Origin of the sequence: uncultured Alsobacter sp., from assembly GCF_945952055.1 — a bacterium.
Taxonomy (GTDB): Bacteria; Pseudomonadota; Alphaproteobacteria; order Rhizobiales; family Beijerinckiaceae; genus Alsobacter.
On record NZ_CAMFHB010000007.1, the window covers coordinates 154,918 to 181,784 of the forward strand.

The 26,867-nt window shown below is 67.4% G+C and carries 27 protein-coding genes; 17 read left to right on the forward strand and 10 right to left on the reverse strand.

Translation table 11 applies throughout. The features are described from left to right. Positions 1–14 precede the first annotated feature (14 nt). The 6 genes from Q0Q47_RS07860 to Q0Q47_RS07885 all read left to right on the forward strand — a co-directional run bounded on the left by Q0Q47_RS07860 (position 15) and on the right by Q0Q47_RS07885 (position 7,561). Complete coding sequence (locus tag Q0Q47_RS07860) at positions 15–1,022, forward strand: TRAP transporter substrate-binding protein (protein WP_293857031.1); 1,008 nt, start codon at positions 15–17, stop codon at positions 1,020–1,022. Between the two features lie 15 nt (positions 1,023–1,037). After that, positions 1,038–1,505, forward strand: coding sequence for a TRAP transporter small permease (locus tag Q0Q47_RS07865; protein WP_293857034.1), 468 nt, complete (start codon positions 1,038–1,040; stop codon positions 1,503–1,505). Beyond that, on the forward strand, positions 1,505–2,776 hold the full coding sequence (locus tag Q0Q47_RS07870) for a TRAP transporter large permease (RefSeq protein ID WP_293857037.1): 1,272 nt from the start codon (positions 1,505–1,507) through the stop codon (positions 2,774–2,776). The genes Q0Q47_RS07865 and Q0Q47_RS07870 overlap by 1 nt, the downstream gene beginning before the upstream one ends. A 172-nt stretch (positions 2,777–2,948) precedes the next feature. Further along, complete coding sequence (locus Q0Q47_RS07875; protein ID WP_293857040.1) at positions 2,949–4,511, forward strand: proton-conducting transporter membrane subunit; 1,563 nt, start codon at positions 2,949–2,951, stop codon at positions 4,509–4,511. A gap of 43 nt (positions 4,512–4,554) precedes the next feature. Beyond that, a complete protein-coding gene (locus tag Q0Q47_RS07880; RefSeq protein ID WP_293857043.1) occupies positions 4,555–6,933 on the forward strand; it encodes a YbcC family protein in 2,379 nt (792 codons plus the stop codon). A 184-nt stretch (positions 6,934–7,117) separates the two neighbouring features. Next, a complete protein-coding gene (locus Q0Q47_RS07885) occupies positions 7,118–7,561 on the forward strand; it encodes a VOC family protein (protein WP_293857046.1) in 444 nt (147 codons plus the stop codon). Positions 7,562–7,592: 31 nt separating this feature from the next. Here Q0Q47_RS07885 and Q0Q47_RS07890 read toward each other — a convergent pair whose 3' ends face one another. The 9 genes from Q0Q47_RS07890 to gmd form a co-directional block, all read right to left on the reverse strand. Further along, positions 7,593–8,339: a glycerophosphodiester phosphodiesterase family protein gene (locus tag Q0Q47_RS07890; RefSeq protein ID WP_293857049.1), complete on the reverse strand. Its 747-nt coding sequence runs from the start codon at positions 8,337–8,339 to the stop codon at positions 7,593–7,595. Positions 8,340–8,375: 36 nt separating this feature from the next. Further along, positions 8,376–9,266 (reverse strand): ABC transporter permease subunit, encoded by an 891-nt coding sequence (locus tag Q0Q47_RS07895; RefSeq protein WP_293857052.1) that lies wholly within the window; start codon positions 9,264–9,266, stop codon positions 8,376–8,378. Positions 9,267–9,272: 6 nt separating this feature from the next. Beyond that, a complete protein-coding gene (locus tag Q0Q47_RS07900) occupies positions 9,273–10,265 on the reverse strand; it encodes an ABC transporter permease subunit (RefSeq protein ID WP_293857055.1) in 993 nt (330 codons plus the stop codon). Continuing rightward, positions 10,249–11,562 (reverse strand): extracellular solute-binding protein, encoded by a 1,314-nt coding sequence (locus Q0Q47_RS07905; protein ID WP_293857058.1) that lies wholly within the window; start codon positions 11,560–11,562, stop codon positions 10,249–10,251. Before Q0Q47_RS07905 ends, Q0Q47_RS07900 begins: the two co-directional genes overlap by 17 nt. Before the next feature lie 141 nt (positions 11,563–11,703). Then, positions 11,704–12,651, reverse strand: coding sequence for a sugar-binding transcriptional regulator (locus tag Q0Q47_RS07910; RefSeq protein ID WP_293857061.1), 948 nt, complete (start codon positions 12,649–12,651; stop codon positions 11,704–11,706). Positions 12,652–12,658: 7 nt separating this feature from the next. Beyond that, a complete protein-coding gene (locus tag Q0Q47_RS07915) occupies positions 12,659–13,321 on the reverse strand; it encodes an HAD family phosphatase (protein ID WP_293857064.1) in 663 nt (220 codons plus the stop codon). A 353-nt stretch (positions 13,322–13,674) separates the two neighbouring features. After that, positions 13,675–14,415 (reverse strand): YdcF family protein, encoded by a 741-nt coding sequence (locus Q0Q47_RS07920; RefSeq protein WP_293857067.1) that lies wholly within the window; start codon positions 14,413–14,415, stop codon positions 13,675–13,677. Between the two features lie 4 nt (positions 14,416–14,419). Beyond that, on the reverse strand, positions 14,420–15,370 hold the full coding sequence (locus tag Q0Q47_RS07925; protein ID WP_293857070.1) for a GDP-L-fucose synthase: 951 nt from the start codon (positions 15,368–15,370) through the stop codon (positions 14,420–14,422). 90 nt (positions 15,371–15,460) lie between these two features. Beyond that, positions 15,461–16,522 carry a GDP-mannose 4,6-dehydratase gene (gene gmd / locus Q0Q47_RS07930; protein WP_293857073.1) on the reverse strand — a complete coding sequence of 354 codons (1,062 nt, stop codon included), beginning with the start codon at positions 16,520–16,522 and terminating at the stop codon, positions 15,461–15,463. Positions 16,523–16,983: 461 nt separating this feature from the next. Here gmd and Q0Q47_RS07935 point away from each other — a divergent pair, with 461 nt between their 5' ends. Then, positions 16,984–17,595 carry a hypothetical protein gene (locus tag Q0Q47_RS07935; protein ID WP_293857076.1) on the forward strand — a complete coding sequence of 204 codons (612 nt, stop codon included), beginning with the start codon at positions 16,984–16,986 and terminating at the stop codon, positions 17,593–17,595. A 241-nt stretch (positions 17,596–17,836) separates the two neighbouring features. Here Q0Q47_RS07935 and Q0Q47_RS07940 read toward each other — a convergent pair whose 3' ends face one another. After that, positions 17,837–18,466, reverse strand: coding sequence for a hypothetical protein (locus tag Q0Q47_RS07940; protein ID WP_293857079.1), 630 nt, complete (start codon positions 18,464–18,466; stop codon positions 17,837–17,839). A gap of 176 nt (positions 18,467–18,642) precedes the next feature. On the opposite strand from Q0Q47_RS07940, the gene Q0Q47_RS07945 reads away from it, so the two are divergent. The 10 genes from Q0Q47_RS07945 to Q0Q47_RS07990 all read left to right on the forward strand — a co-directional run bounded on the left by Q0Q47_RS07945 (position 18,643) and on the right by Q0Q47_RS07990 (position 26,844). Continuing rightward, positions 18,643–18,765: a hypothetical protein gene (locus tag Q0Q47_RS07945; protein ID WP_293857082.1), complete on the forward strand. Its 123-nt coding sequence runs from the start codon at positions 18,643–18,645 to the stop codon at positions 18,763–18,765. A gap of 70 nt (positions 18,766–18,835) precedes the next feature. Then, positions 18,836–19,321 carry a prepilin peptidase gene (locus tag Q0Q47_RS07950; RefSeq protein ID WP_293857085.1) on the forward strand — a complete coding sequence of 162 codons (486 nt, stop codon included), beginning with the start codon at positions 18,836–18,838 and terminating at the stop codon, positions 19,319–19,321. Positions 19,322–19,440: 119 nt separating this feature from the next. Next, positions 19,441–19,929: a TadE/TadG family type IV pilus assembly protein gene (locus Q0Q47_RS07955; RefSeq protein WP_293857088.1), complete on the forward strand. Its 489-nt coding sequence runs from the start codon at positions 19,441–19,443 to the stop codon at positions 19,927–19,929. A gap of 2 nt (positions 19,930–19,931) precedes the next feature. Further along, positions 19,932–20,615, forward strand: coding sequence for a TadE/TadG family type IV pilus assembly protein (locus Q0Q47_RS07960; RefSeq protein ID WP_293857091.1), 684 nt, complete (start codon positions 19,932–19,934; stop codon positions 20,613–20,615). 10 nt (positions 20,616–20,625) lie between these two features. Next, positions 20,626–22,203 (forward strand): pilus assembly protein TadG-related protein, encoded by a 1,578-nt coding sequence (locus tag Q0Q47_RS07965; RefSeq protein WP_293857094.1) that lies wholly within the window; start codon positions 20,626–20,628, stop codon positions 22,201–22,203. Positions 22,204–22,613: 410 nt separating this feature from the next. Continuing rightward, positions 22,614–22,784, forward strand: coding sequence for a Flp family type IVb pilin (locus tag Q0Q47_RS07970; protein ID WP_293857097.1), 171 nt, complete (start codon positions 22,614–22,616; stop codon positions 22,782–22,784). 80 nt (positions 22,785–22,864) lie between these two features. Beyond that, positions 22,865–23,710 carry a Flp pilus assembly protein CpaB gene (gene cpaB / locus Q0Q47_RS07975; RefSeq protein WP_293857100.1) on the forward strand — a complete coding sequence of 282 codons (846 nt, stop codon included), beginning with the start codon at positions 22,865–22,867 and terminating at the stop codon, positions 23,708–23,710. A gap of 177 nt (positions 23,711–23,887) precedes the next feature. Beyond that, complete coding sequence (locus Q0Q47_RS07980; RefSeq protein WP_293857103.1) at positions 23,888–25,312, forward strand: type II and III secretion system protein family protein; 1,425 nt, start codon at positions 23,888–23,890, stop codon at positions 25,310–25,312. A gap of 1 nt (position 25,313) precedes the next feature. Next, positions 25,314–25,640: a hypothetical protein gene (locus Q0Q47_RS07985; RefSeq protein ID WP_293857106.1), complete on the forward strand. Its 327-nt coding sequence runs from the start codon at positions 25,314–25,316 to the stop codon at positions 25,638–25,640. 31 nt (positions 25,641–25,671) lie between these two features. Then, complete coding sequence (locus tag Q0Q47_RS07990; protein WP_293857109.1) at positions 25,672–26,844, forward strand: hypothetical protein; 1,173 nt, start codon at positions 25,672–25,674, stop codon at positions 26,842–26,844. Positions 26,845–26,867: the final 23 nt, after the last annotated feature.

Consider the following 26,867-nt stretch of genomic DNA (forward strand, 5'->3'; position numbering starts at 1 on the left):
GGGAAGGACACGCCATGACGAGGTTTTCCAATCCAAGCCGCCGCACTCTGGGGCTGATGGCCGGGGCCGGCGCTTTGTCGCTGGCCATGCCCGGCATCGTCCGCGCACAGACCAAGCGCACCCTGCGCCTCGCCCACCATCTGCCGACCGCGTCGGAACAGCACCTCGCCGCCGAACTCTTCGCCAAGAAGGTGGCGGCCGCCTCCAATGGGACCATCACCATCCAGATCCTGCCCGCCGGGCAGGGCGGCGGCCAGCGCGAGGTGATCGAGTCCGTGTCGCTGGGCACGCTGGACATGGGCTACGGCGAGTCCGGGCTCTACGCCAACTACGTCCCGGAATTTTCGGTCCTGGCGCTCGCCTATCTCTACCGCGACATCGACCACTGGAAGAAGGTGGTGGACGGAGACGTCGGCTCCTCGCTCGCGGGGGCGCTCGAGAAGAAGTCCAACCTGAAGGTCTTGAACTGGATGGTCGGGGGCTACCGCTACTCGTTCCTGCGCAACAAGCCGATCAACACGCCGGACGACTTCAAGGGCGTGAAGATGCGCCTGCCGGAGGCCCCCGTGTTCGTGAAGACGTTCGCCGCACTGGGCGCGATCCCGACGCCGGTTCCCGCACCGGAGATGTACGCCGCGCTGCAGACGGGCGTCGTCGACGGCATGGAGGGCACGGCGGAGGTGGGCTACACCTTCAAGATCTTCCAGGTGACGAAATACCTGTCGAAGACCCGGCACATCCTGCTCGACGGTTCCTTCGCCATGAATGCCGCCAACCTCGCCAAGATGTCGAGCGAGGAGCAGGCCATCATCGTCAAGGCGGCCGTGGACACGGCGACCGAACAGCGCTCGGCCCACTTCGAGCGCGAAAAGCAGTGGATCGAGAAGCTCGTGTCCGAAGGCAAGATCACCGTGAACGAGCCGGACCTGAAGCCGTTCGCCGACAGGCTCGCCGCGCTCCAGAACGAGTTCGCGGCGGCCTCCAAGGCGAGCGACCTTCTCGACAAGATCCGCAAGCTCTGAACGGCCGACCCACCCATGTACACCGCGGTTGATGGTCTCATGCGGCTCGTCAAGGCCGTTGCGACGATGTGCTTCGCAGTCATGATCCTGATGACCCTCGTGCAGGTCATCAACCGCTACGCATTCAGTTTCCCCCTCTTCTGGACGGAGGAGTTCATCGTGCTCCTGCTCGTCTGGTCGATGCTGCTCGGCATGCCCGTTCAGCTGTGGACGCATGAGGAGATCGTGGTGGACGTCGTGCCGGCGACCACGCCCGTGATGGAAGAGGCGAAGCACTACCTCACGCTCGCCGCGTCGGTCGCGTTCTGCTGCGTCCTGGCCTGGTCGGGATGGGCTTACGCGCAGCGCGGCTTTCCCGTCCACTCGCCCGCTCTCGACCTCTCCCGGTTCTGGTTCTTCCTTCCCATTCCGCTGTCCGCGGCCCTGTCCGTCGTCGCGCTCCTGCTGCGGCCCAGAGCGCCATCGACCGGAGGCTTCGAGTGATGCTCTGGACCCTGGTACTGGCCCTGATGGCGTTCATCGCGCTGGGCATGCCGATCGCGTTCTCGATGGGCCTCGCGGCGGTGGTGGCGCTGGCCATCGACGGGACCGTGCCGCTCATCGTGCTGCCCCAGAAGATGTACTCGTCGCTGGACAGCTTCCCGCTCCTGGCCATCCCCCTCTTCATCCTGGCCGGCTCGGTGATGAACGTGGGCGGGATCACGGGCAGCCTGATCGGGCTGTCGCGGGTTCTCGTCGGCCATCTCAAAGGCGGACTCGGCCATGTCACGGTCCTGACGAACGTGCTGTTCTCCACCATCTCGGGATCGGCGGCGGCCTCCGCCGCCGCCGTCGGATCGATGCTGATCCCCGAGATGAAGAAGGACGGCTACAAGCCGGAGGATGCCGCGGTCATCAACGCCGCCGCGGCCATCCTCGGCCCTGTCATTCCACCATCGGTGGTGATGGTCATCTACGGGGCGATGACGGGCCTCTCGATCGGTACCCTGCTGCTCGCAGGCATCGGCCCCGGCATCCTCATCGCCCTCATCCTGATGTGCGCCGTCTGGCTGATGTCGCGCGCCAGCGACCTCAAGATCTATCCGCGCGCCACCCTGGCCGAGGCCCGCAAGGCGTTCGTCGAAGCGGTGCCGGCACTCATCATGCCCGGCATCATCGTCGGGGGGATCGTCTCCGGCCTGTTCACCGCGACCGAGGCCGGCGTCATCGCCGTCGCCTATGGCATGATCTACGCGCTGGCGTCGCGTCGCACGAGCCTCTCGGGGCTCATGAAGCAGATCACGGAGGCCACGGTCGTCTCCTCCTCCATCATGATCATCCTCGGCGGAGCGGCCCTCTTCGGCTGGATCGTCGCACGGCAGGGCGTGCCGGTCATGATCGCGGACTGGCTGCAGGCCATGACCGCGAGCCCGGCGATCGTCATGGTCCTGATCCTGGCCGTGCTGCTGATCGTGGGCATCTTCATCGAGCCCATTCCGGCGCTCGTCATGCTGGTTCCCGTCTTCCAGCCGATCGCCGCCGCCTACGGCTTCGATCCCTATCACTTCGCGATGGTCATGACCTTCGGCCTGCTGCTCGGGTCGCTGACCCCGCCGGTCGCCGTGCTCGTGCTGATCACGTGCAAGATCGCCCGCGTCGACGTGAACAGGGCCAATCGGCCGCTCGTGCCGATGTTCCTGTGCATGGTCGCCGCGCTGGTGCTGATCGCGTACATCCCCTGGATCTCGCTGGTCGGACCCAAGCTGCTGGATTGACCTGGCCGGTCGGTGCGACGCCGGCAATGACGACGCCACTGGAGCATGGACCGCGTTCCCCCTACACCCGCTTTCACTTCCAAAAAACAGAACGTTTTTGCCGAAAGAATGAATTTTCCAAAATAAGCGCGCCGCCCTATCTCCTCCGGACACACTGCTTCGGAGGTCACCCGTGTCGCTCGGCATCCCTGTCGCCCTGTTGTCTCCTCTCCTGTTCCTCATCGGCGCGGCGCTGGCTCTGCGCAGTCCGGGCCGGCGTCCCGGTTCGCTGCCGCGCGTGGCCGAAGGGCTGGCACTGGGCGCGTTGGGAGCAGCGGTGGCGGGGCTGGTGCAGTTCATGGCCGCGGGGACGACCGGCGTCTCCCTCGGCAGCGGAGCGCTCCAGGTCGCCCTGAAGCTCGACGTCATCGGCACCACCATGACGCTCCTCGTCGCATTCGTCGGCTGGGTCGTGGTGCGCTACGCCCGGACCTACCTCGACGGCGAGAGCCGGGAGGGCGCCTTCCACGGCCTCTTGATGGCGACGCTCGCCGCGGTGCTGGTGCTGGTGCAGGCCGGCAGCCTGCTCACGCTGGTCGCGGGTTTCGTCGCCGTGGGCCTCGGCCTGCGCAACCTGCTGCTGTTCTATCCCGAGAGGCCGGCGGCGCGGCGGGCGGCGGCGAAGTTCACCCTGGTGTGGAGCGCGGGCGACGTCGTGCTGATGCTGGGCTTCGTCCTGATCGGCTGGAGCCTGGGCACGGCGGACCTCGCGGGCCTCAAGACCTCGGCCGCGGACGGCCTCTCGGCCACCGCCCATGTGGGCGTGGCGCTGGTGGTGCTGGCGGCGGCGCTGAAGACCGCGACCTTCCCCGTCCATGGCTGGCTGACCGAGGTGATGGAAGCGCCCACGCCGGTCTCGGCGCTGCTGCACGCGGGCATCATCAACGCCGGCGGCCTGCTGCTCATTCGCCTGTCTGACCTCGTCCAGGCGAGCCCGGGCGCCATGGGCGCGCTGGTGATGCTCGGTGGTCTCACGGCCCTGTTCGGGGCGACGGTGATGCTCACGCAGAGCGCCGTGAAGACGGCGCTCGCCTGGTCCACCGTGGCGCAGATGGGCTTCATGCTGCTCCAGTGCGGCCTCGGCCTGTGGCCGCTGGCGCTGCTGCACATCGTCGCCCATGCGCTCTACAAGGCCCACGCCTTCCTGAGCTCGGGAGACGCGGTCGAGGCGGTCGCCGCACAGCGGCGGCCGGGCCCCGTCGCGGTGCCGGGCGGGGCCGCCGTCGCCCGCTCCTTCGCGGTGGCGGTGCTGCTCTACGCGGTGGTGGCGGGCGCCTTCGGCCTGCTCGTGGGGCCCAAGTCCGCGCAGGCGCTTGCGCTGGGCGTCATCCTGATCTTCGGCGTCGCCTACCTCGTGGCCCAAGGCCTGGCGGATGCCGCCCCCCGCGCCCTCACCCAGCGCACCGCCGTCGCGGCGGCGATGGCCGCGGTAGCCTACTTCGCCTTCCACATCCTGGCCGGCGCGCTGTGGGGCGGTGCCCTGCCCAAGGCGCCCTCCCCCGGTCCGCTGGAGTGGGCCCTGATCGTGCTCGCGCTCTTCTCCTTCGGCCTGGTGGCCGTCGCCCAGACGCTCTTCCCGCTCTGGGCCCACCACCCGGCCACCGTGGGGCTGCGCGTGCACCTCGCCAATGGGCTCTACCTCAATGCCGTCCTCGACCGGCTCATCGGCGGCTTCCGCATCGCCCGGACGCAGTGATCCGCCCGCCTCCCGCCAGACGCCCTGCTCCCAGGAGACCGCCATGTTCCTCAAGGACCTGACCATCGCCCCCACCCGGATCGCCGGCCTCCTCGATGCCGCCGAGGCCGCGGCGCGGGCCCTCCCGCCCGCGTTCCCCCTGTCGGCCACCGTCGCGGTGAACCCCTTCCTGGGCCAGTCGGGCGACGACCTCGCCACGACCTCCGCCCGGCTCACCCGGGTGGCGGGCATCAGGCTCACCCGCGCCCGGAAGGACCATGCGGCGCAGCTCGCCGCCGGCACGGTGAGCGACGAGGATCTCGCCGGCGCGCTCGAGGCCAGCCCGTCGCCGCTGAAGCCGCGAGACACCACCGCCCTCAAGGCCAGGCTGCGCACCGAGCGGGAGCTGCCGCAGGCGCTGCCGACGGTGGCGCACCTCGCCGCCACCGAGACGGGCATCGACTGGCCCGCGGTGATCGAGCGGACGATCGGCCTGTGGGCCGCCGGCCACTTCGACCGGGGCCAGGCGCTGTGGTCGCCGGCGCCGGGCAAGACCGCCTTCGCGGCATGGCGCGATTGGGCGACCCATGACCTGACGCCCGAGATCGCGGGGCTCAAGGGTTTCTGCGCCCATGTCAGCGCCGCGCCCGACACCGCGGAGCGGGCCATCCTGCGCGCCGCCGACCGGCTCGGCATCGGCGAGGCCGCGGCGAACACCGCCTTCCACCGGCTGCTGATGGATCTCGGCGGCTGGGCCCAGCACGCCCGCTGGCTCCTGTGGCAGGCCGAACTCGGCGGCGAGACCGACAGCACCGTGACCGACCTGCTGGCGATCCGGCTGGTGTTCGAGGAGGCGCTCCTCGCCCATGTGCCGGGCGTGGCCGCCGCCTGGCGGCAGGTCGTCGCGGCCCACGCCGAGCCTGTCGCACCCACGGCCGACGACGTGGTCGACGCGATCCTGCAGGACGCCAGCGAGCGGGCCCACCAGCGCCGGCTGGCCGGCGCGCTCGCCGGCACCGCACCGGTGGCCGGCCGGCCCGACCTGCAGGCCGCCTTCTGCATCGACGTGCGGTCGGAGGTCTACCGGCGGGCCCTCGAGACCCTGGCGTCCGGCATCCAGACCATCGGCTTCGCAGGCTTCTTCGGCCTGCCGCTGGCGCACCGGGCCCACGGGACGGACGAGGCCGAGGCACACCTGCCCGTGCTGCTGCGGCCGACCATGATCTCCTGCAGCCATGTGGGGCCGCAGGAGGAGCAGGACGCGCGGATCGCGGCCCGGGCGAAGCGCGCCTGGGGCCGGTTCCGGCAGGCCGCCGTCTCCTCCTTCGCCTTCGTCGAGTCGGCCGGCCCGGCTTATGGCTGGAAACTGGTGCGCGACAGCCTCGCGCTGGCGGGCGAAGCACCGGCGCCCCAGCCCAGGCCGCATTTCGAGACGACGGTTCCCGCGGAGACCAAGGCGGCCACCGCAGCCGCGGTGCTCAAGGCGATGAGCATGACCGAGGGCTTTGCCCGCCTGGTGCTGCTCCTCGGGCACGGCGCCAGGGTCACCAACAACCCGCACGCCAGCGCCTATCACTGCGGGGCCTGCGGAGGTCAGACGGGCGAGGTCTCCGCGCGCATCCTGGCCCAGCTCCTCAACGATCCCGAGACCAGGGCCGGCCTGCCGGCACACGGCATCGACATCCCGGCGGACACCCTGTTCGTCGCCGGCCTGCACGAGACCACGACGGACACGGTGACGCTCTACGAGGACGGCGAGGCCGCCACCCATACGGCCGACATGGGCCGCGCGCGGGTCTGGCTCGACAAGGCGGCCGTCTTCACCCGGGCCGAGCGGGCCAGGCGCCTGCCGGGGTCGTCGGGAGAGACGATCACGGCGCGGGCGATCAACTGGGCCGAGACCCGGCCCGAATGGGGCCTCGCCGGCTGTGCTGCCTTCATCGCCGCTCCCCGCGGCGCGACGGCGGGCGTCGACCTCGGCGGACGGGCCTTCCTGCACAGCTACGACTGGCGTCGGGACAAGGGCTACGGCACGCTCGAGCTCATCCTCACCGCGCCCGTCGTGGTCGCCAGCTGGATCAGCCTGCAATACTACGGCTCGTCGGTTGCGCCCGACGTGTTCGGCGGCGGCAACAAGCTCATCCACAACGTGGTCGGCGGGATCGGCGTGGTGCAGGGCAACGGCGGAAGCCTGCGGCCGGGCCTGCCCTGGCAGAGCGTGCACGACGGCGAGCGCCTGGTGCACGAGCCGATGCGGCTTTCGGTGATGATCGAGGCCCCGAAGGAGGAGATCGCCCGGATCCTCGATCGGCACCCCGCGGTGCGCGCCCTGTTCGACAATGGCTGGCTCCACCTGTTCGTGCTGGAGAACGGCCGGGTCTCCGCGCGCTACCGGAAGGGCTCCGACTGGCAGGGCCTGGACTCGCTGCAAGCAGCGGCATGATCGGGTGCCGGGAGGGTGTGGAGCCGGCCTCCACCCTCCCGATGCGTGCCGCGAAGGGGGGATGCGGTTTCACGCCAGAGGCCTCCGCTCGCACCGGGATCGAGAGCACGCTGCCTTTCCGGGGAAACCCGGCCTGTTCTAGGATCGCTCCCGGCGCCGCCACAGGACGCCCCGGGAGAACGCCATGAAGCTGACGAGGCTGGATCACAGCGCCCTGATCGTGCGCGACCTGGACAGGACGCGCCATTTCTATGGCACCGTGCTCGGTCTCGAGGAGGTGCCGCGCCCCTCGAGCTTCAAGTTCGGCGGATGCTGGTTCCGCGGTCCCAATTTCGAGCTGCACTTCATCCTGGAAAAGGACACGACCTCGCCGGCCGGATGGCTCGATGCCGGACCGGGGCTGAAATCGGGCCTGGCGCACCACCTCGCCTTCGCCGTCGACGACCTGGACGAGGCGACACGGACACTGGAAAAGCACGGCGTGCCCCTGTCGGCCGGCCCCTTCCAGCGCGGCGACGGGATCGTGCAGATGTATGTCGACGATCCCGACGGCCACTTCATCGAGCTCTTCGCCCGGGTCGACCGGCCCGACATCGCGGGCGGCGATCGCCCGGCCGTCACCCGGTGACGGGCCGGCCGTGACGCTCAGCCGGTGAGGTTCATCCCCTCGCCGCCTTGGCCTTCTGCAGCCGGAGCGCCAGGTCGGGCCGGTCACTGGTGATCTGGGCGATGGGCTGGTCGAGCCAATGGTCCAGGTCGCGCACCGTGTTCGGCACCCACACGCCCAGCCGGTCGCTGCCCACGATCCCGACGGCGCGGTCGAGCACCAGTCCCAGCAGCGATTGCTCGACGGCGATGATGCAGCCCAGATCCACGAAACGCCGAAGCGTCCGGTCGAGACCGCCGAAGGCCTCGCAGGAGCGGCGGTCCACCGAGGCGAGGCGGCGCCAGTCGGGCGCCTTGCCGCGGATCTCTTCCAGCACCTCCGGAACGAAGCAGGTGAGCACCACGCGCGACGCCATCCCGCGGGCCTCGACCAGGCGGATCACCTTGTCGATGGCCCCGGGATAGGGGCTGCCGGTCGCGTCCATCTTGAACTCGATCTCGAGCTCGATGCCGGTGGGCGCGAACACGTCGAGCACCTCGTCCAGGGTCGGGATCGTCTCGTCCAGCGTGTCGAGGAGCTTCACGCGGCGCAGGGCCTCCCGGCTCATGCGGCCCAGCGCCCCCTTGTGGTCGGTCGTGCGCTCGAGCAGCGGATCGTGGATGACCATCAGCTCGCCGTCGCTGGACAGGTGGACGTCGAGCTCGACGGCCTGCACGCCCAGCTCGCAGACGTTGCGGAAGCCGCCGAGGCTGTTCTCCGCCCAGATGTTGCGTGCGCCGCGATGTCCGATGATCCGCATGGGTCCAGCCCCGTCGTGTTGACTTGCCGATGATGTCTATTTGCCGCTGTCGACCAGTCCCTTCACGAACCACCGCTGGAGGGCGAGGATTACGATGATGGGCGGCAGCATGGTGAGGAAGGCCGCGTTCATGAGCAGGTGCCAGGTCGGCAGCGAGTCGCTCTGCGGCATCAGCTTCTTGAGGCCGATCACGGCCGTCGCCATGCTCTGGTCCGTGGTCAGCAGGAGAGGCCAGAGATACTGGTTCCAGCCGAGCAGGAAGAGGATGATCGCCAGCGCCACGAAGTTCGAGCGCGACAGCGGCAGCAGGATCAGCCGGAAGAACTGCATGGGGGTGGCCCCGTCGATCCGGGCCGCCTCGCACAGTTCGTCGGGCACGGTCAGGAAGAACTGCCGGAACAGGAAGGTCGCCGTGGCCGAGGCGATGAGCGGCAGGATCAGCCCCGGATAGGTGTTCACCATGTTCCAGTCGAGGTCGACCAGCGCCGTGATGCCGAGCCATTGCCCGACGAGGTTGAGCGGCAGGGCGACGTTGGCCGCCGACTCGTAGGTGGGCACGATGCGCACCTCGATGGGCAGCATCAGCGACATGAACACGAGCCAGAACGCCGCGATCCGGAACGGGAAGCGGAAGTAGGTGACGGCGAAGGCCGCGATGACGGAAACGCTCAGCTTGCCCACCGCGATGCCGACGGCGACGATGAAGGAGTTGAGCAGCAGCCGCCCGAAATCGGCGTTGGCGAAGACCGTCCGGACATTGGCGAAGAACTGGTTGCTGGGCAGCCACGAGATGGGCACCCGCATGATCTCCTGCTGCGACATCGACCCCGTGACGATGACGAAGTAGATCGGCAGGCACACCAGCAGCGCGCCCGCGAGCAGGATCAGGTGACAGACGGCGTCGAGGATGGGCGTGCGCTCGTTCATGGCCGCCTACACGCTGTAGTTCACGCGCCGTTCGACGAACTTGAACTGCGCATAGGTGAGCGCCAGCGCCAGGATCATCAGGACGACGGACTGGGCGGCCGAGGCGCCGAGATCGAGCGTGACGAAGCCGTCGAGATAGACCTTGTAGACGAGGATCGACGTCGCGCCCGCGGGGCCACCCCGAGTGGTGGCGTCCACGATGGCGAAGGTCTCGAAGAGCCCGTAGACGAAGTTGATCACCACCAGGAAGAACAGGGTGGGCGCGACCATCGGGATCTGGATCCTGAGGAAGCGCTGGATCGGTCCCGCGCCGTCCATGTAGGCGGACTCCAGGATCGAGTGCGGGACGGAGAGCAGGGCGGCGACGAGGAAGATGTAGTTGTAGCAGATGTGCTTCCACGACGCGGCCATGACGATCAGCGCCAGGGCGTGGCCGGAGGTCTTCGTCGGGTCCCAGTCGAAACCCGTGGCCTGCAGCATCTGCGCGACCGGACCGACCCGCGGGTTGAACAGGAAGGCCAGCATGATGCCCGCGATCGCCGGCGCGATGGCGTAGGGCAGCAGCAGGATGGTGCGGTAGGCGCCACGCCCACGGGCGATGTGGTTGGTGGCGAAGGCCAGCACCAGCGCCACGGACAGCGTCAGCGCGTTCTGGGCCAGCGTGAAGACCACCGTCACCTGCAGCGACGCCCAGTAGACACCGCTCTGGAACAGCTCGCGGAAATTCTGGAAGCCGACCCACTGCGTCGTGGCCCCGAAGGGGTCCGTCAGTTGGAAGGCCTGGATGAGGGCGCGGACGGAGGGAATGAAGAAGAACAGCAGCAGGACGAACATCTGCGGCGCGAGCAGCAGGTAGGCGACGCCCTTGTCGCGGAAATGGGCGCGCTTCAGCCCGCTCTCGGCCTCGCCGTCGAGGCGCCGGCCGACGAGCGGCAGGCGGAGACGCCGCGCGCCCCCGCCCGCCGCCGCGATGGCTTCGGTGCTACTGCTTGCTCGCATTGAGCTGCTCGAAGCGGCGCAGGCCCTGGTTGCCGCGGGTGACCGCGTCGTCGAGCGCCTGCTGCACCGGCTTTTTGCCGAGGAAGGCGGCCGAGACCTCCTCCATGATCGACACGTTGATCTGGTTGGAGTTGCCCACCCGGAACCCGGCCGAGTTCTCGGACGGCGTGCCGCGCATGAGCTGCGTGACCGCGATCTCGCGGGTCGGGTTCTTCTCGTAATAGCCCTGCGCCTTGGCCATGTCGTAGGCCGTCGTGGTCACCGGCACGTAGCCCGTGGCCTGGTGCCACCAGACCTGCGTCTCGGGCTGCGAAATGAAGTTGTAGAAGGCGGCGACCGCCTTGTACTTCTCGGGTGTCTGGCCCTTGATGGTCCACAGCGCGGCGCCGCCGATGACGCTGTTCTTCGGGGTGACGCCCTGCTCGTAGGGGATGCCCTGCGCGCTCCAGTCGAACTTGGCGGCGGCGATGATGGCGGCGTGCGTTGCCGTCGAGGCGATGATCGTGGAGCACTCGCCCGAGGTGAACAGCTGCACCGGGATGATGCCCTGGCCGGCGATCTGCATGACGCCCGAGCCGATGAGGCGCTTCATGCGCTCCACCTGGTCGACGAGCTTGCCCTTGTTGAAGACGAAGGTCGCGTCCAGCCCGTCGAGCCCGTTGCGCCGCGTGGCGTAGGGGATGTCGTTCACGGCGCTGTGGTTTTCCAGGAAGCTCCACTCATAGTCGCCCGGCAGCACCATGGCGCACTTGGAGACGCCCTTCTCCTTGATGGCGTTGAGCTGCGGCTCCAGCTCCTGCCAGGTGGCGCCGGGCTTGTTGAAGCCGGCCGCCTTGAAGTGATCCTTGTTGTAGAAAAGGATCGGCGTGGAGGAGTTGAACGGCATCGCCTGCATCTTGCCGTTCATGGAGAAGTGGTTCGCCACCGGCTTGATGAACTTCGTCCAGTCCACCGTGTAGCCCTGCTCGCGCATCAGCTCGTCGGTGGGGACGATCGCGCCGGAATTGACCATGGTCAGCATCGAGCGCTCGTTGGACTGCACGATCTCGGGCGCGCGCTTGGCGCGGTAGGCGGCGATCATGCCGTTCAGCACCTCGTCGTAGGTCCCCTTGAAGGTGGACTTCACGACGTAGTCCTTCTGCGAGTCGTTGAATTTCTTGACGAGCTCGTCGACGCGCTCCCCGAGCGCCCCGCCCATGGCATGCCACAGCTCGATTTCCGTGGCGGCCAGAGCAGGTGAAAGACCCGCCATGACCAAGGCGCTGGCACCGGCAAGCGCACGAAAGACCGTTCGCATCGTATCCTCCCTCGATCGGTTATGGCGAGCATATGCTCATTTGTAGAGCAGATGATCCCATGACCGCGTTCGTTATGTCAAGGATGGACGACGGTTCGATGACAGGCCGGACCCTGCGGGCCGACAAGCTGGAGCGGAGCTTCACGCCGCGAGCAGAGCCCGGGCCGTCTCCTCGTCCGTGATCAGGCCGTTGATGATCCGGCCCTTGAGGGCGGCGCGCATGGCGGCCACCTTGGGTTCGCCATAGGCGACGCAGATGCGTGGCCGGGAACTCCCCGGCTCGGGGGGAACGCTGGTCACCCGCAGGTTGGTTCCACGGTCGAGGAACTGGCCGTCCGCATCGAACACCCACCCCGTGACCTCGCCGACGCCGCCGAGCCGGACGAGCTCCACCAGCTCCGCGCGGCTCATGAACCCGTCGCGGTGGAGCACCGCGTCGTCGCCGATCTGGCTCATGCCCATGAGCCAGACGTCCGCCTCGCCCGCGATGGCGCGAATGCGACGAACGGACTCGATTTCCAGGAGCTGCGAGCGCTCTTCGGCACTGGAGACAAACAGCGGCAGGGGCATGGGGAAATGCTGCGCCCGGGTGATCTCGGCGAGCTTGACGAGCGTGTCATAGGGGCTTGCGGAGCCGTCCGGCGAGATGGTCCCGACCAGGGAGACGAGCCGGTGGAGCGGGCAGGACATGCGCGGGACGCGCTCGATGCTGCTGCGCATGGCCCGGCCCGTGCCGAGCGCCATGACGAGCGACTTGCGCGCCCGCAGCCAGCGCTCGATGAGGAGGCCGCCCAGCGATGCCACCCCGACCGCCGCCGTGTCCCCGGAGCCGTCGGAGGGCGCCACGTCGCAGTGCAGCAGCTCGAAGCGGTCGCGCAGGCGGGCCGCCAAATCCATGCACTGCGCGATCGGGTGGTTCATCTGGAAGCTGATCAGCCCCTCGGACCGGCACAGCGACACCAGGCGCTGCGCCGAGGGACGGGAGATGTTCAGGATCTGGGCGATGTCGTCCTGGGTCCGGCCGGCGATGTAGTAGAGCCAGCCGGCGCGTGCGGCGTCGTCCAGGCGGCTGTTGTCGCCCTCCGCCACGGCCGCCTCAGGAGGCCCGGGCCACGGGCAGCTCGTCCCACGAGCCGAGCAGCCTGTCGGCACCGGCCTCCAGCAGCGCATCGCGCTGGTCGAGGATGGCGTAGTGGCTGCCCGCGGTCAGGCCGAAGACGGTCATGCCGGCGGCCTTGCCGGCCTTAACCCCGCTGACGCTGTCCTCGATCACCAGGCAACGCCCGGGATCGGCGCCGCGCTCGCGCGCCGCGAGCAGGAACAGGTCCGGCGCGGGCTTGCCGTGCTTGACGCGCGTCGTGCTGAAGACGCGCCCATCGAACAGATCCCACAGCCCCGTCGTGCGCAGGCAATGCTCGATCCGCTCCTCGTCGCTGGACGACGCGACGCAGTAGTCGCAGTCCAAGCCCTCGACGGCCGTCCGGATGCCCGGCACGGCCTGGAGGTCCCGGGAGAAGGCCGCGAACAGGCGCTGGCGCCAGTCCCGGGCGAACCCCTCGCCCGCCGGCCGGCCCGTCAGGCGCTCGTAGTCCTCCAGCACCGCGGTGGCGGGCCGGCCGAGATAGCGCTTGATGACGAAGGGCACGTCGAAGGCTGGGTCGAGCGGCAGGAACATCTCGGACAGGGTCCCGCAACTGATCGTCTCGCTGTCCACGAGGACGCCGTCGCAGTCCAGGATGACGAGGTCGAAGCCAGGCAAGCGCAAGCTCATGCGTTCAGGGACAATCCGAGCATCTGCTCACCGATAGAGCAATCATCCGATTTTTGTCAATGCGGCGCCGGAGCGGTTCGGATTGTCGATCTCTGCCGCTCTCGTGCTGAGACGCTGAGAATGAGGTGTCGGTGCCGCTTTGCAAACGACCTTTCCATCCAGTCCGCGACCACCTCTCCGCCGTCCTGCCCGGGCCCGGCCCGGGCATCCACGACTTTGCCGGGGCCACTCTCACGTCGTGGATGGCCGGGCCAAGCCCGGCCAGGATACCGAGATGGACGTGCAAGCTGGACCGCCGGAGGCGTCGCGAACTCGTAACCGCAGAGTAGCAGAGTGCTGCGTCACCCCAACAGCCGCCAGGGCAGAATGCGGCCGGTGACGACGTAGCCCAGGATCGAGAGCAGTTCCCGGCGCCCGCGCGGCCAGCCGTTTTGCGCGGCCCACGCCGCGGCCGGCGGGGGCGCGCGGGAGGGATCCGCTTCGAAGTCGACCGGATAGCCCACCACGTCGAAGCCGGCGGAGCGAAACGTCGCCATGGCGCGGGGCATGTGGGAGGCGCTCGTCACCAGGATCCAGCGCTGCCCGGGCTGGGGCCGCAGGAGATCGGCGCTGAAGCGGGCATTCTCGTAGGTCGTCGTCGAGCGATCCTCGACGACGATCCGTTCGCGCGCCACGCCGAGCGTCGCGAAGGCGTCGCTGGCGGAAGCCTGTTCTCGACCGGTATGGATCACGCGCGCCTTGGGAAAGCGGTTCGCCAGGGCGGCCGCACCCGTGATCCGCCCGCTTCGACCGCGCTCGTCCAGCGAATTGCCGAAATGGGCATCGACGACATAGGTTGCGAGCCCACCCCCCAGGACGATGATCCCGGCCGGGTCGGCGAGGCGTTCGACACCGCTGCCGTCGTATCGCGCCTCCAGCCAACGCTGCACCGCGCCCGACCGGACGGGTTCGGGTACCGCCAGCGCAAAGGCGCCGAGCACGAGCACCGCGGCCAGCAGCGGCTGCAGCACCCTCGGCGCCAGCGTACCGAGCGCCAACGCCAGCAAGCCATAGAGCGGCAATACGGGCAGCCCCGCGTCCATGGCCTCAGGCCGTGGCGTGGTGATCCCGGTACCACCGGTACGTGGATGCGATGCCCTCTTCCAGGCCGATCCGGGCCGTCCATCCCAGGGCCGCGAGCCGTGACACGTCCATCAGCTTGCGTGGCGTACCATCCGGCTTGGTGGTGTCGAACGCGATGGGACCGTCATAGCCGACGACCCGGCTGACGATGCCGGCGAGCTCGGCGATCGTGACGTCGCTGCCGCACCCGACGTTCACGTGCTCTTCCGCGCTGTAGTTCTTCAGGATGTGGATCAACGCGTCGGCGCAGTCGTCCACGTGCAGGAACTCGCGCCGCACCTTTCCCGTGCCCCAGATGGGGAGCGGGCCACCGTCGCGGCGCGCCGCCTCCGCCTTGCGGATCATGGCGGGAAGCACGTGGCTCGACTGCAGGTCGAAATTGTCCTCGGGCCCGTAGAGGTTCGTGGGCATGGCCGACACGTAGTCGCAGCCATACTGGCGGCGAAAGGCCTGGCACAACTTGATGCCGGCGATCTTGGCCACGGCGTACCACTCGTTGGTCGGCTCGAGCGGCCCGGTGAGCAGCGCGTCCTCGCGCAGGGGCTGCGGCGCCAGCTTCGGATAGATGCAGCTGGACCCCAGGAACAGCACCTTGGCGACGCTGGACAGGTGGCAGGCCTTGATGAGGTTCGCCTCGATGGCGAGGTTGTCGTAGAGAAAATCGGCCGGGTAGGTGTCGTTGGCCAGGATGCCGCCCACCTTTGCGGCCGCGATGATCACCGCGTCGGGCCGAACGTCCTTCACGAAGGCGAAGGTGGCGGCCTGGTTCTTCAGGTCGAGATCCAAGCGCGTGGCCGTGATGATCTCGCAGTCCTCGCCGGCGAGGCGGCGGACCAGGGCCGAGCCGACCATGCCGCGATGGCCGGCCACGAAGACCTTGCGTCCGGCCAGGGAAAAGGGCTGCGGGGATGTCATCGGGCGTCTCCCTGCCGGTGCCGTTCCGGCCCAAGCTTCTGATCAGTCATCGGTCGCATGAGTCGTCTGTCGGGTCAGTCGTCTGTCGGGTCAGTCTTGGGCCAGATGCCGGTCCTTCGAAACGGCCGCGATGTCCTCGCGCACCATCTCGGCCACCAGCGCGGGGAAGCTGACCTCGTGCCGCCAGCCCAGGACGGTGTTGGCCTTGGTGGGATCGCCGATCAGCAGGTCGACCTCCGTGGGCCGGAAGTAGCGCGGGTCGACCTCCACCCGCACCGCGCCGGTGGCGGTGTCGAAGCCCTTCTCTTCGACACCCTGCCCGCGCCAGCCGATCGAAATGCCGGCCTCGGCGAAGGCCAGCTCGACGAAGGAGCGCACCGAGTGCGTCTCGCCGGTGGCGAGCACGTAGTCGTCGCCCGCGGGCTGCTGCAGGATCTGCCACATGCCGCGCACGTAGTCCCGGGCATGTCCCCAGTCGCGGCGGGCGTCGAGATTGCCGAGATAGAGCTTGTCCTGCAGTCCGGCCCGGATGGCGGCCACGGCGCGGGTGACCTTGCGCGTGACGAACGTCTCGCCGCGCAGCGGGCTCTCGTGATTGAACAGGATGCCGTTGGAGGCGTGCATGCCGTAGGCCTCGCGGTAGTTCACCGTGATCCAGTAGGCATAGAGCTTGGCGGCCGCGTAGGGGCTGCGCGGATAGAACGGCGTCGTCTCGGACTGCGGCACCGCCTGGACCTTGCCGTAGAGCTCCGAGGTCGAGGCCTGGTAGAAGCGGGTCTTGCCGACCAGGCCGAGGAGCCGGATCGCCTCGAGCAGGCGCAGCGTGCCGATCCCGTCCGCGTTGGCGGTGTATTCCGCGGTTTCGAAGCTCACCTGCACGTGCGACTGCGCGGCGAGATTGTAGATCTCGTCCGGCTGCGTCTCCTGCACGATGCGAATGAGGTTGGTCGCATCGGTCATGTCGCCATAGTGCAGGATGAACCGTTGGTTCTCCTCGTGCGGATCCTGGTAGAGGTGCTCGATTCGCCCGGTGTTGAACGAGGAGGACCGGCGCTTGATGCCGTGGACCACGTAACCCTTGTCGAGCAGGAGTTCGGACAGGTAGGCGCCGTCCTGCCCGGTTGCGCCGGTGATGAGTGCGACTTTCGACATGGAAGGGCCCTTGCAAGGTCAAGGGCCATCCGTAGCCAGCGCGGTGGGCCATGGCAAGCTTGGGCGGGCTAAGCCGCCCTTACGGCCCGATGCCGGAAAGTCGGGCCACGACTTCCGGATGAACGTGTGCAGCAGGATTCACACAATCTGGACGCGCGTGAGCTGCGCCTCGGCGGCTGGCCCCTGTCGACATCGAACGAGATGACCCGCGACCTGGAAAAACTGTCGACGCGGAAGCACCCGCTGCACGCGTCATGTCATCCGCAAGCAAAACCATCATGGCCTAGCTCACGCTGAACACTTTCGGAACTGTCAGCGAATTGTCAGATTGAACAAAGACCATACTTTATTGCTCCCCAATTTGGTTTTTTCTTATTGTTTAGCGCAATCAGCGGATGATAAATTATATTACACTTAACTGACAAAACGCTGACAACCACAGGGACCGAGGAATAGCCGCCATGAGACTGCAAGCTGGTCTAATTCTAGCGACCGTCGTTGCGCTCCTGACCTTCGCGTCATCGTCAAACGCCCAGATCGTCAATGGCGGCTTTGAGCTTCTGTCCGGCAACGGCGCCAACGTCCAAGCCACCGGTTGGACCAGGAACGCTGACGTCGCGTACCCACCTGGTGGAAATGGGGGTGTCGGAAATTACGCACAGGTGGGCAAGGAAACCGGTGTTCTCAGCCAGGTCTTCACTGTCGCGTCAGCCGGCCTCTACGTCATCGACTTCTATGTCAAGGCGGTGAACAGCGAGAACGCGACAGGCACGGTGATCGCCGAGATCACGCAAGGATTGAACAGCTTCATCACCTTGCTGAGCGGCTCCGGGAACAAATTCGACGCTGTCTCGACCGTCCAGGCCAATCTCGTAGCGGGATCGGCGACGATCACTTTCCGCAACGCGACAGGCACGAGCGGTGGCAACTCCTTCATCGGCATGGGCATCGACGAGGTTTCGGTTCGGCCCGTTCCGGCCCCCATCGCTGGCGCAGGATTGCTGTCGCTGTTGGCGTGTTCTCTGTTCGTGGGAGCGAAGTTCGCCCGCAGGCGCCAGAGCCGGCGCGCCTGAGACCCCGCGCGCCGAGCCGCAAACGTGCCGCGCAGCGCCTTGCCGAGCCGCGCGGCGTGGCAATGACGCCGTGTTCTGGGGCGCGTTGACCTCGACGACTGCGCCCGACGTCGATGCCTAGCCGGTGGACGCGAGTGGCGGCAACCGCTGGATCAAGTTCATCACAACCCTCCGTGCAGGATGAACGGTTGGTCGTCTCTGAGCGCGGCGGCCGCTCGACCGGGCCGGCGGGCCATCCGGGTCACGACTTCGGTGTGAACCTTTGCAGCAGGATGCACGAGGTCTGGAAGTCGGTGAGCTGCGCGGTGGCGTCCTGGTCCCTGTTGACCTTGAGCTGGATCACCTGAGGCTTGGAGAAGCTGTCGACGCGGGTCGACTCGGTCAGCGTGAGCGTGACCTGGGTTTTGCCGCTGAGGAGTTCCCGGGGGATCACCATGAGGGAGCCTGTCTGGTCCGGCAGCAGGTCGGCGAGTTCGAAGCTGCCGCCCTCGGCCACCGTCAGGCCGGCCATGTGCCGGGCGTCGCCCACCTGACCGGCTCCCGCCGAGAAGCGCAGCGATGCCACCCCCTGCCCGCTCACCAACCGGCCCTGCAGGGGGCCGGAAGCGCGCAGCGAAAAGACCGCCTTCACGGATCGCCTGTCGCACAGGAGCAGGAACAGCCCTTTGCGCAACCCGCTGCGTCCGTCGCGGATGTCGGTGCGCAGGGCGACGCCATCGGCCTGGAGGTTGTCGATGAACCATCCCCCGGCGCCCAGCTCGAAGCTGCGCAGCTGCGCCTGAGCGGGCGAGGTCCACGCCGCGCCCGTCGCCAGCAGGGCGACGAGCCCCGCGGCCCTGCGCCGTGAGTGGGTGGATCCCTTGCCTCGCATTCCCCTCGCCCGAGATTGGCGGCCCAGATGCACGACAGTAGTCCCATAGTCATGAACATGACGCTACCTATCCGAGTATCTAGGGAATGAATCTCCCGGCAGCTGTACGCCGTTGGCGCAATGTTAAGCCCTGCGACGCTATGACCTTTTTCACAGGGCGTCTTCGGGAGGGTTCCGTGGATTTCGGGTATCGCGTCAATCCGCGCTGGATCATCGCAGGAGCTCTCTGCGTGGGCTTCGGCCTGGGAAACTGGGGCGTGATCGTCTATCGGCTGGTGCGCTGGACCTTCCGGGTCTGACGCCAGGGGTGTTGCCCTTGCCCATTGCCAGGACGAGGCAGCGGCCGTCACGCGCCGGAGGAGACCCACGGTGAGCCAGGCACTGCTGCTCGTGCTGCTGTTTCTCGTGGTCGCCGCGAGCTTCTACGATCTCCTGACCTACACCATTCCCAACACGCTCAACGCCGTCATCGCGGTGCTTTTCCCTCTTTATGCCGTCGCGGCTGGCTTCGGACTCGCGGAGGTCGCGAGCCACGGGGCGGTCGCCTTCGCCATCCTGGTGGCGGGCATCCTGATGTTCGCGCGCGGCTGGATCGGCGGCGGCGATGCCAAGCTCGGGGCCGCCATCGCGCTCTGGTACGGCCCGACCAGGCCTCTGCTCGACTTCTTCGTCGTGAGCGCCATCGCCGGAGCGGGCCTCGGCCTGATGCTGCTGTCGTTTCGCCGACTGCCGCTGCCGGCCAGCCTCCTCCGTATCGGCTGGCTGAGGCAGCTTCACGACCCCAAAATGGGCGTCCCTTACGGGGTTGCCTTCGGCATGGGCCTGGTGGCCACGCTCGCCCAGCTCACGTCCTGAGACGGGCGCATTAAGCAGAGCACAGCCCAAGCATGACGGGCGGGTTGCGTCGTGTGACTTTTTTGCTAAATATTAAAGCTATTCCTACCGATCGAGCTTAAAGAGAGAATAAGCCCTTGGTGGTGTCGCGTCTCCTGGGACGGTTCGCTCGCGAGCGGCGCGGCTCGGCGCTGGTCGAGGGCGCCGTGCTGGCGCCCGTGCTCATGACCGTCATCTTCGGCGTGCTCGAGTTTTCCTACGCCTACTTTCAGCAGCAGCTCATCGCGTCAGGGATCCGGGACGCCGCCCGTTATATCTCCCGCAACACCAACACTTCTGGCGACCCGTGCGCCTCGGCGAGTTGGGCGAGCGCCAAGAACCTGGCGACCACCGGACTGGTATCCGGTGGCACCGCCCGCGTCAGCGGGTGGACCGCGGCCAACGTGACTGTCACCTGCAACGCAGTGGCCAACACCAACAGTTATCTCGGCGGCTTCAACGGGAACATCTACGTGGTCGCCGTGACCACCACCTTCACCGTCAACACCTTCGGCAGCATGGGATTCCTGCAGAAGACGATCCCGGCGATCACGGTCACGCACCGCGAGCGCATGATCGGGGCGGGATGACCATGAACGGATCCTCACTCCTCGGGCGCTTTCTGCGATGCGAACGGGGCGGGCCGCTCGTCGAAGCGACCGTGATGATGCCGCTCCTGTTCGTCTTCCTGCTCGGTTCGGTCGATTTTTTGAACGGGCTCTACCAGTACAACGCTGCCGCCAAGGCCGTGCAAATGGGGGCTCGGCTTGCCGCCGTCTCGGACCCGGTGGCCACCGGCCTGAACAACCTGTGCTCCAACGGATCCGCCTGCAGCACCCCGGGCGGAGCGATGCCGAACTTCACCGTGACCTGCTCGGGCGGCAGCGCAACGTGCACGTGCACCGGCACCTGCACCGGCGTCGGCAACGCGCCGGCTTTGAGCACGGCGGCCCTGCGAACGATCGTGTTCGGGCGGTCGAACGGCGGGACCTGCGGCACGCCGACGGGCCGGTACACCATGGGCATGTGTCACATGTTCCCCGGTCTCGCCGTCAACAATGTCGTGGTGACCTACCGCCAGACGGGGCTCGGTTACGACGGGCGGCCGGGCGGCCCGGTTCCGACGGTGTCGGTGTCCCTGCAGAACCTGACCTTCTCGTTCTATTTCCTGGGGGCCCTGTCTGGCTTCGCCAACATCCAGATCCCTGGGCTGGCCACCACCGTGACCGGCGAGGCGCTCTCGTCGTCCGCGCAATGCTTCACCGGACCCTGCTGAGGAAGCCACCATGCGCACCCGCCTCCTCCCCACGACGGTCATGCGATCCGTGCTCAGCGCCTTTGCCGGCGACCGCCGGGGTGTGATCCTCCCCTACGCGACAGTGATGTTGGGTGTCATCGTCGGGTTTGGCGTGCTGGCGCTCGACGGCGGTCGGATCCGCAGCCTGCAGACGCAGTTGCAGGCCGGCGCGGACGCTCTGGCCTTGGCAGGAGCCGCCGAATTGAACCGTGCGCCGGGCGCACGGGCGCGGGCGACGGCCGCCATCAATTCGCTCGTGCAGAACGGGGTGGCTGGACTGGGCGGAGGATCGGTCGCCGTCTCCAGCATCGTCTTCTACCGGACCCTGCCTGCGGCGAGCACGAGCTTCACCTCGGGAACGGTGGCGGCCGACGACGGCCATGCACGCTTCGTCGCGGTGACGTTGGCCCCCGTGACCTTGCCGACGATCCTTCCTGCAAGCTTCGTTTCGGCCGGTTCGGGCAACACCATCAGCACGGGCGCAGCGGCGGTCGCTGGCTTCGACCAGGTGGCCTGCCAGTTCACGCCGATGTTCATCTGCAACCCCTTCGAAACGTCGGGGATGACCTACGACCAGGCCACGGCGGCCCTCATCAATTCGACGCCGAACAGGCTGGTCGCCCTGCAGGGTGCCGGCAATGCACAGTATGCTCCGGGCAATTTCGGGTGGATCTCTCCTCCCGTGAACAACACGACCAACCTGTGCGGGAGCGGAAACACCGTCGTGCAGGCCGCGGCCCAGACAAGTCCCGCGACCTGCTTCCGCAACACCGCCATCAACACGCAGCCGGGGAACATCGCGGCCTCGGACGAGGGTCTCAACACCCGGTTCGATCTCTACAATGGCAGTTTCCAGAACTGCCGCGGCAACGCGAACTATGCGCCGGCGCCCAATGTGCGGAAAGGCTTCACGCCCTCCGGCGGCAATGGAGGGGGGAACGGAAACGGGAACGCGAACGGCAATGGCAACGGCAACGCGAACGGCAACAACAATGCCGCTTGCAACCCGTCCCAGCCCTCCCCCTACCCCAACGGCACGAACGCGGGAACGTCCGGAGCCGCGGGCTTTCCGCTCGACAGCAACATGACGAGTCCCAGCGTGGCGCTCGGCAACGGCACCTGGAACTGCCTGGGCTATTGGACCATCGCCCATCCGACAGGAACGGCGGGAGCCGGGAAGGCGCCGGCTGGCTGCACCAGTGCCGCAACGGCGATCGGCCGCTATGGCGTCTACATGTACGAGATCAACAACGGCTTCGTGAACGACGCGTCCAGCAATGGCGAGCGGGGCACCCCGGCCTGTTACAACGGAACGGCGTCGGCCGCGACCAACCCCAACAGGCGGGTCCTGAACGTGGCGGTCCTCAACTGCCTCAACCTTGCCAACGAGGGGTACAGCCTGAACGGCCAGGCGTCGAACCTCCCGGTGGCGGCGCTCGCCAACTTCTTCCTGACACTGCCCGTGACCAGTTCGCAGGGCCCCATCTACGGCGAGTACATCGGGATCGCTCAGCCCGGTGATCCCAAGAGCGGGTCACTCTACTACCAGGTCCAGCTGTATCGCTGATGACTACAAAGCTTTGGCTGGCGGGCGGACTGGTTCAGTCATGGCCGTCGGCGCCGCGTCAGCGTCGAGCTGCGTTCAAGGTTAACAGCGCGGTGCTTGAGCGGGCGATCTCCCATGAGAAGCGCGACGACATCGCCCAAATCAACTCACCTGAGGCCTGGGCATTGCGCCAGTCTTCATCCCCATTTCCGACGAGAACGGGAATTTTTCCATGGGCCGCGATGCCTTGCTTTCGGACATCTTCCCTGCGAAAGGCTAAATAACTTAACCAAAAAATAAGTTAAGGATTAAACCCCTTTTCACTAATTGACTCAGCGATTGAATTAATGTGTTGTTAACCCGCGAGCCACGGCGCCACCCGCGCTGGGTGCTCATCCCCTGTGAAACATGTCAGGACGGGAAGGGACAACATGTCAAAGGTTCTGAAATCATTCCTGAAAAATGAAGATGGCGCCGCCCTCCTCGAGTACACGGTCCTGCTCGGCATCCTGCTCGTCACCGTGATTGCCAGCATCAGTTCTGTCGGGTCGTGGATCGACACGAAGTGGTCGAAGATGGTCACCGACCTGGGCAAGCCGTAAGCCGACTTCCCGTCTCCGGCGTCCAACTGATCAGTTGCGTCGGAGACGGGTGACGCCGAGGTCGAGATCCGGAGGGCGCCATGCGCATGCAGTCTCTAGCCGTACTGGCTGTCGCGCTCGTACTGGGTGGGCTGTCCGCCTACCTTGCCCGCAGCTACCTGCTGTCGCAGACCGTCGCGTCGAAGCCTCACGAGGACCGGCGGATCGTCGTGGCCAACCAGGCGCTGCCCTTCGGGTCGGAGCTGACGCCCGAAAACACCCGCGAGATCGTCTGGCCGAAGGACACCGACTTGCCCGGCACCTTCGGATCCCGCGACGAGATGCTGAAGGGAGGCAAGCGCCTCGTCCTGTCGGCGATCGAGAAGAACGAGCCGATCCTGTCGAGCAAGGTCACCCAGCCCGGCCAGCGCGCCACCCTGTCCACCCTCATCGAGGACGGGATGCGGGCCGTGACGGTTCGGGTGGACGACGTGCGTGGCGTGGCGGGTTTCGTCCTGCCGAACGACCGCGTCGACGTGGTGCTCACCCGCGGAGAGGACACCCGTGACACCTCGGCGGTGGCCGACATCCTCCTGCAGAACGTCAAGGTGCTGGCGATCGACCAGGTCGCGGCCGAAACCACCGACAAACCGGTGGTCGCTCGCGCGGTGACGCTGGAACTCGCGGCCCAGGACGCCCAGAAGGTGATCCTCGCGCAGGGCGTGGGAAAGCTCTCGCTGATCCTCAACCGGGCCGGCAAGCAGGCTCCCGAGCCGACGTCGCGCGTCACGATCTCGGATCTCACGCCGCGCGCCGAACCGGCCAAGACCGGCACTGTCACGGCCGCCCCCGTGGCGCCCATCGTCCAGGACCCGAGCCGCGTGGTGAACGTCGTCAGGAACGGCAACAATCGCCAACAGTACAGCGTGCTTCCGGAAAGTCGTTAGATCGAACATACACTAGGAATAAATGTTTCGCTTGTAGCGTGACGCATTGTGGCGGATCGATGTGGCGTGGAGCGCGGAGTTACCGTGGTGAATAGTTGGATAAGACTGCGGGCCATCGCGCAACCACAGAGTAAGGTCGGCCGCTTCGCGGCCATTGCTGCAGTGACGCTGGGGTGCGTGGCGTCCGCTGTGGCGCCTGGCCAGCCCGCGCGCGCCCAGCAGCGCGTCACGGCCACCCCCGTGGCCTCGGTGAACCAGGTCAAGGTCACGGTCAACAAGTCGCAGACGGTGCGCGTCAGCGCGGCCTTCACCGACGTCCTCGTCGGCGCCTCCGAGATCGCCGAGGTGATCCCGCTGAGCGACAAGACGCTCTACGTGCTCGGCAAGAAGATCGGCACCACCAACATCTCGGTGCTGGACAGCAGCCGCAAGCTCGTCGGCATCATCGACGTCGACGTGGGGCCCGACACGAGCGCCATCGCGGCGAAGGTCGCGCAGGGGACCGGCAGCAGGGGCCTCACCGTCCAGAGCGCCGGCGACCGGCTGGTGCTGAGCGGCCAGGTCCAGGACGCGCAGACCGTCAACCGCGCGGTGGAAATCGCTTCCAACCTGTCGCCGAACGGCGTCGTGAACCTGACGCGCGTGGCCTCGCCCCAGCAGGTGATGCTGCAGGTGCGTGTGCTCGAGGTGAACCGCAGCGCCGGGCGCGACCTCGGCGTGCGGTGGAGCGGCAACGGCAACACCAACCATGCCACCATGGGAACGTTCGGCACTCCGACCCTCGCCGGCAACGTCCCGATCAACGCCGCGGTCAACGCGATCAGCAACGCGACCCCGTTCATGACCGCGGTCAAGGCCATCACCGGCAACGGCTGGAACCTCGACGTGGCGATCAGCGCGCTCGAGGAACGCGGCCTGGTGCGCCGGCTGGCCGAGCCGAACCTGGTGGCGGTGTCGGGCGACACGGCGGACTTCCTCGTCGGCGGAGAATTCCCGGTGCCGGTGGCGTCGTCGACCAATGCCGGCGTCCCCACCATCACCATCGCGTACAAGGAATTCGGCGTGCAGCTGTCCTTCACGCCCACGGTGCTGGCCGGCGGCCTGATCAATCTGCGAGTCAAGCCGGAGGTCAGCGACCTCGATCCGACGCTGACGGTGCAGACCGGAGGCGTCGCGGTGCCGGGCATCGTGAAGCGGCGCGCCAACACCACCGTCGAACTGCGTGACGGCCAGAGCTTCGCGATCGCAGGCCTCCTGCAGGCCCAGAGCCAGCGCACGATCGACCAGTTCCCCTGGCTCGGCAGCGTTCCGGTGTTGGGCATCCTGTTCCGCAGCCAGTCCTTCCAGCAGCGCGAAACGGAACTCGTCGTGATCGTCACGCCGCGTCTCGTGCGGCCCGCCAAGCCCGGGCAGCCGCTGGAATCGCCGCTGGACAACACGCTTCCGGCCAATGACGTGGACGCCTTCGTGAACGGTCAGACCGGGATCGCCCGGGGCCCGCGCAAGTCGAACGCCCTGCAGGACTACCTGGCCACGAGCGGCGGCGGCACGGGCCAGTATGGACACATGCAGCGTGCGAGCACGGCACGGAACGGGAACTGAGATGACGCGGAACCTCTTCCGGCTTTTCGCGGCCGCCGCCTGCGTGGGCCTTGGCGGATGCGCCGCCCCGTACATCGACCGCACCGAGGGCGTCGCCTTCGGCGCCGGTGACGCCGTGGCCTGGAACATGGCCCAGCACGTGATCGACCCCTGGCCGCGAGCGGCCAACCAGACCTCCATCACGATGGACGGCGAGCGGGCCCAGCGCGCCATCGACCGCTACCGGACCAATCGCGTCCCGCTGTCGGGCGGCAGCTCGTTCAAGTCCGACACCCATGATGGCGGCGGGTCCGCGCCCGCATCGGGCGGGTCGTCCGGCAAGCCATGAGTGCGTTGCGTCCCCAGGCCCGTTCGCCACGATGAAAGCGCTGATCGCCGCCGCCGACACCAGTCAGGACATCGTCCAGAACCTGGCGCAGGCGCTGCGTCAAAGCCGGCTCGCCGTCGAACTACTGCCCATGACCGACCTCGGCCGGCGCATGGCCCGGCCCCCGTTACCCGACCTCGTGATGGTGGCGGACCTCGACGGGACCTCGCACCTGGCGGAAGCCGTTCTGTCCTACGCGCAGGACGCGCCGGGGCCGGTCTTCGTCGTGTATATCGGCGAGGCGATGGACGCCGAGGCCTATCGTTCGCTCGTCCGGACCGGGCGGGGCGACTGGGTCCGGTGGCGGCACCTCTCGACCGAGTTGCCCGAGGTCGTGACCCGCCTCATGGCCGCGCGCCAGGCGGGTGCCCAGGCCAAGATCGTCAGCTTCCAGCCGGTGCAGGGCGGCGTCGGCAACACCATGCTCGCCATGGAGACCGCCATCGCTTTGGCCTCCCGCAAGGGCCAGGCTCGCAAGCGCACCTGCGTGCTCGATCTCAATCTGCAGTCCAGTGCCCTGCCCGACTACTACGAGGTCGAGCCGCGCTTCAACATTGCCGAGTTGCTCGACGACCCGTCCCGGTTGGACGAACACCTCGTGGACCTGCTCGTCACGCAGCATCCGGCAGGGGTGGACGTGATCTGCAGCCCGGCGGCCCACACCGACTACGCGCGCGTGAACAACAGCATCCTGTTCTCGCTGCTGGACCTTCTGTCGCTGCGCTACGACTTCATCCACATCGACCTGCAGAAGACCTGGTTTCCCTGGACGGAAACCCTCCTGTCGGGCTCCGACGCGGTGATCACGACGGGGCTCTACCACGTGCCCGCCATCAAGCGCATGGGATCCGAGCTTGCCCGGCTCAAGACCCTGAACGTGAGGCCGGAGGCGCGCGCCTTCGTCGTCAACCGGTTCGTGAAATCGCTCTTCGGGTCGACGATGCGGCGGTCGGATGCCGAACAGGCGCTTGCCGGCGAGCGGGTCTTCTTCGTCCATGACGACGCGGAGAACGCCGTCGAAGCCGTGAACACCGGCCGGTCGATCCTCCAGAACGCCAAGGGCAGGGCCCTGATCTCGGACATCACGGCGATCGCGGAGTGGCTGGAGCCCGCCGAGGCCGAGAAGTCGAAACCTGATCAGCCCCCTCCGAGTGGTCCGGAGTGAATGTTAGTGCATGATTGGCTTGG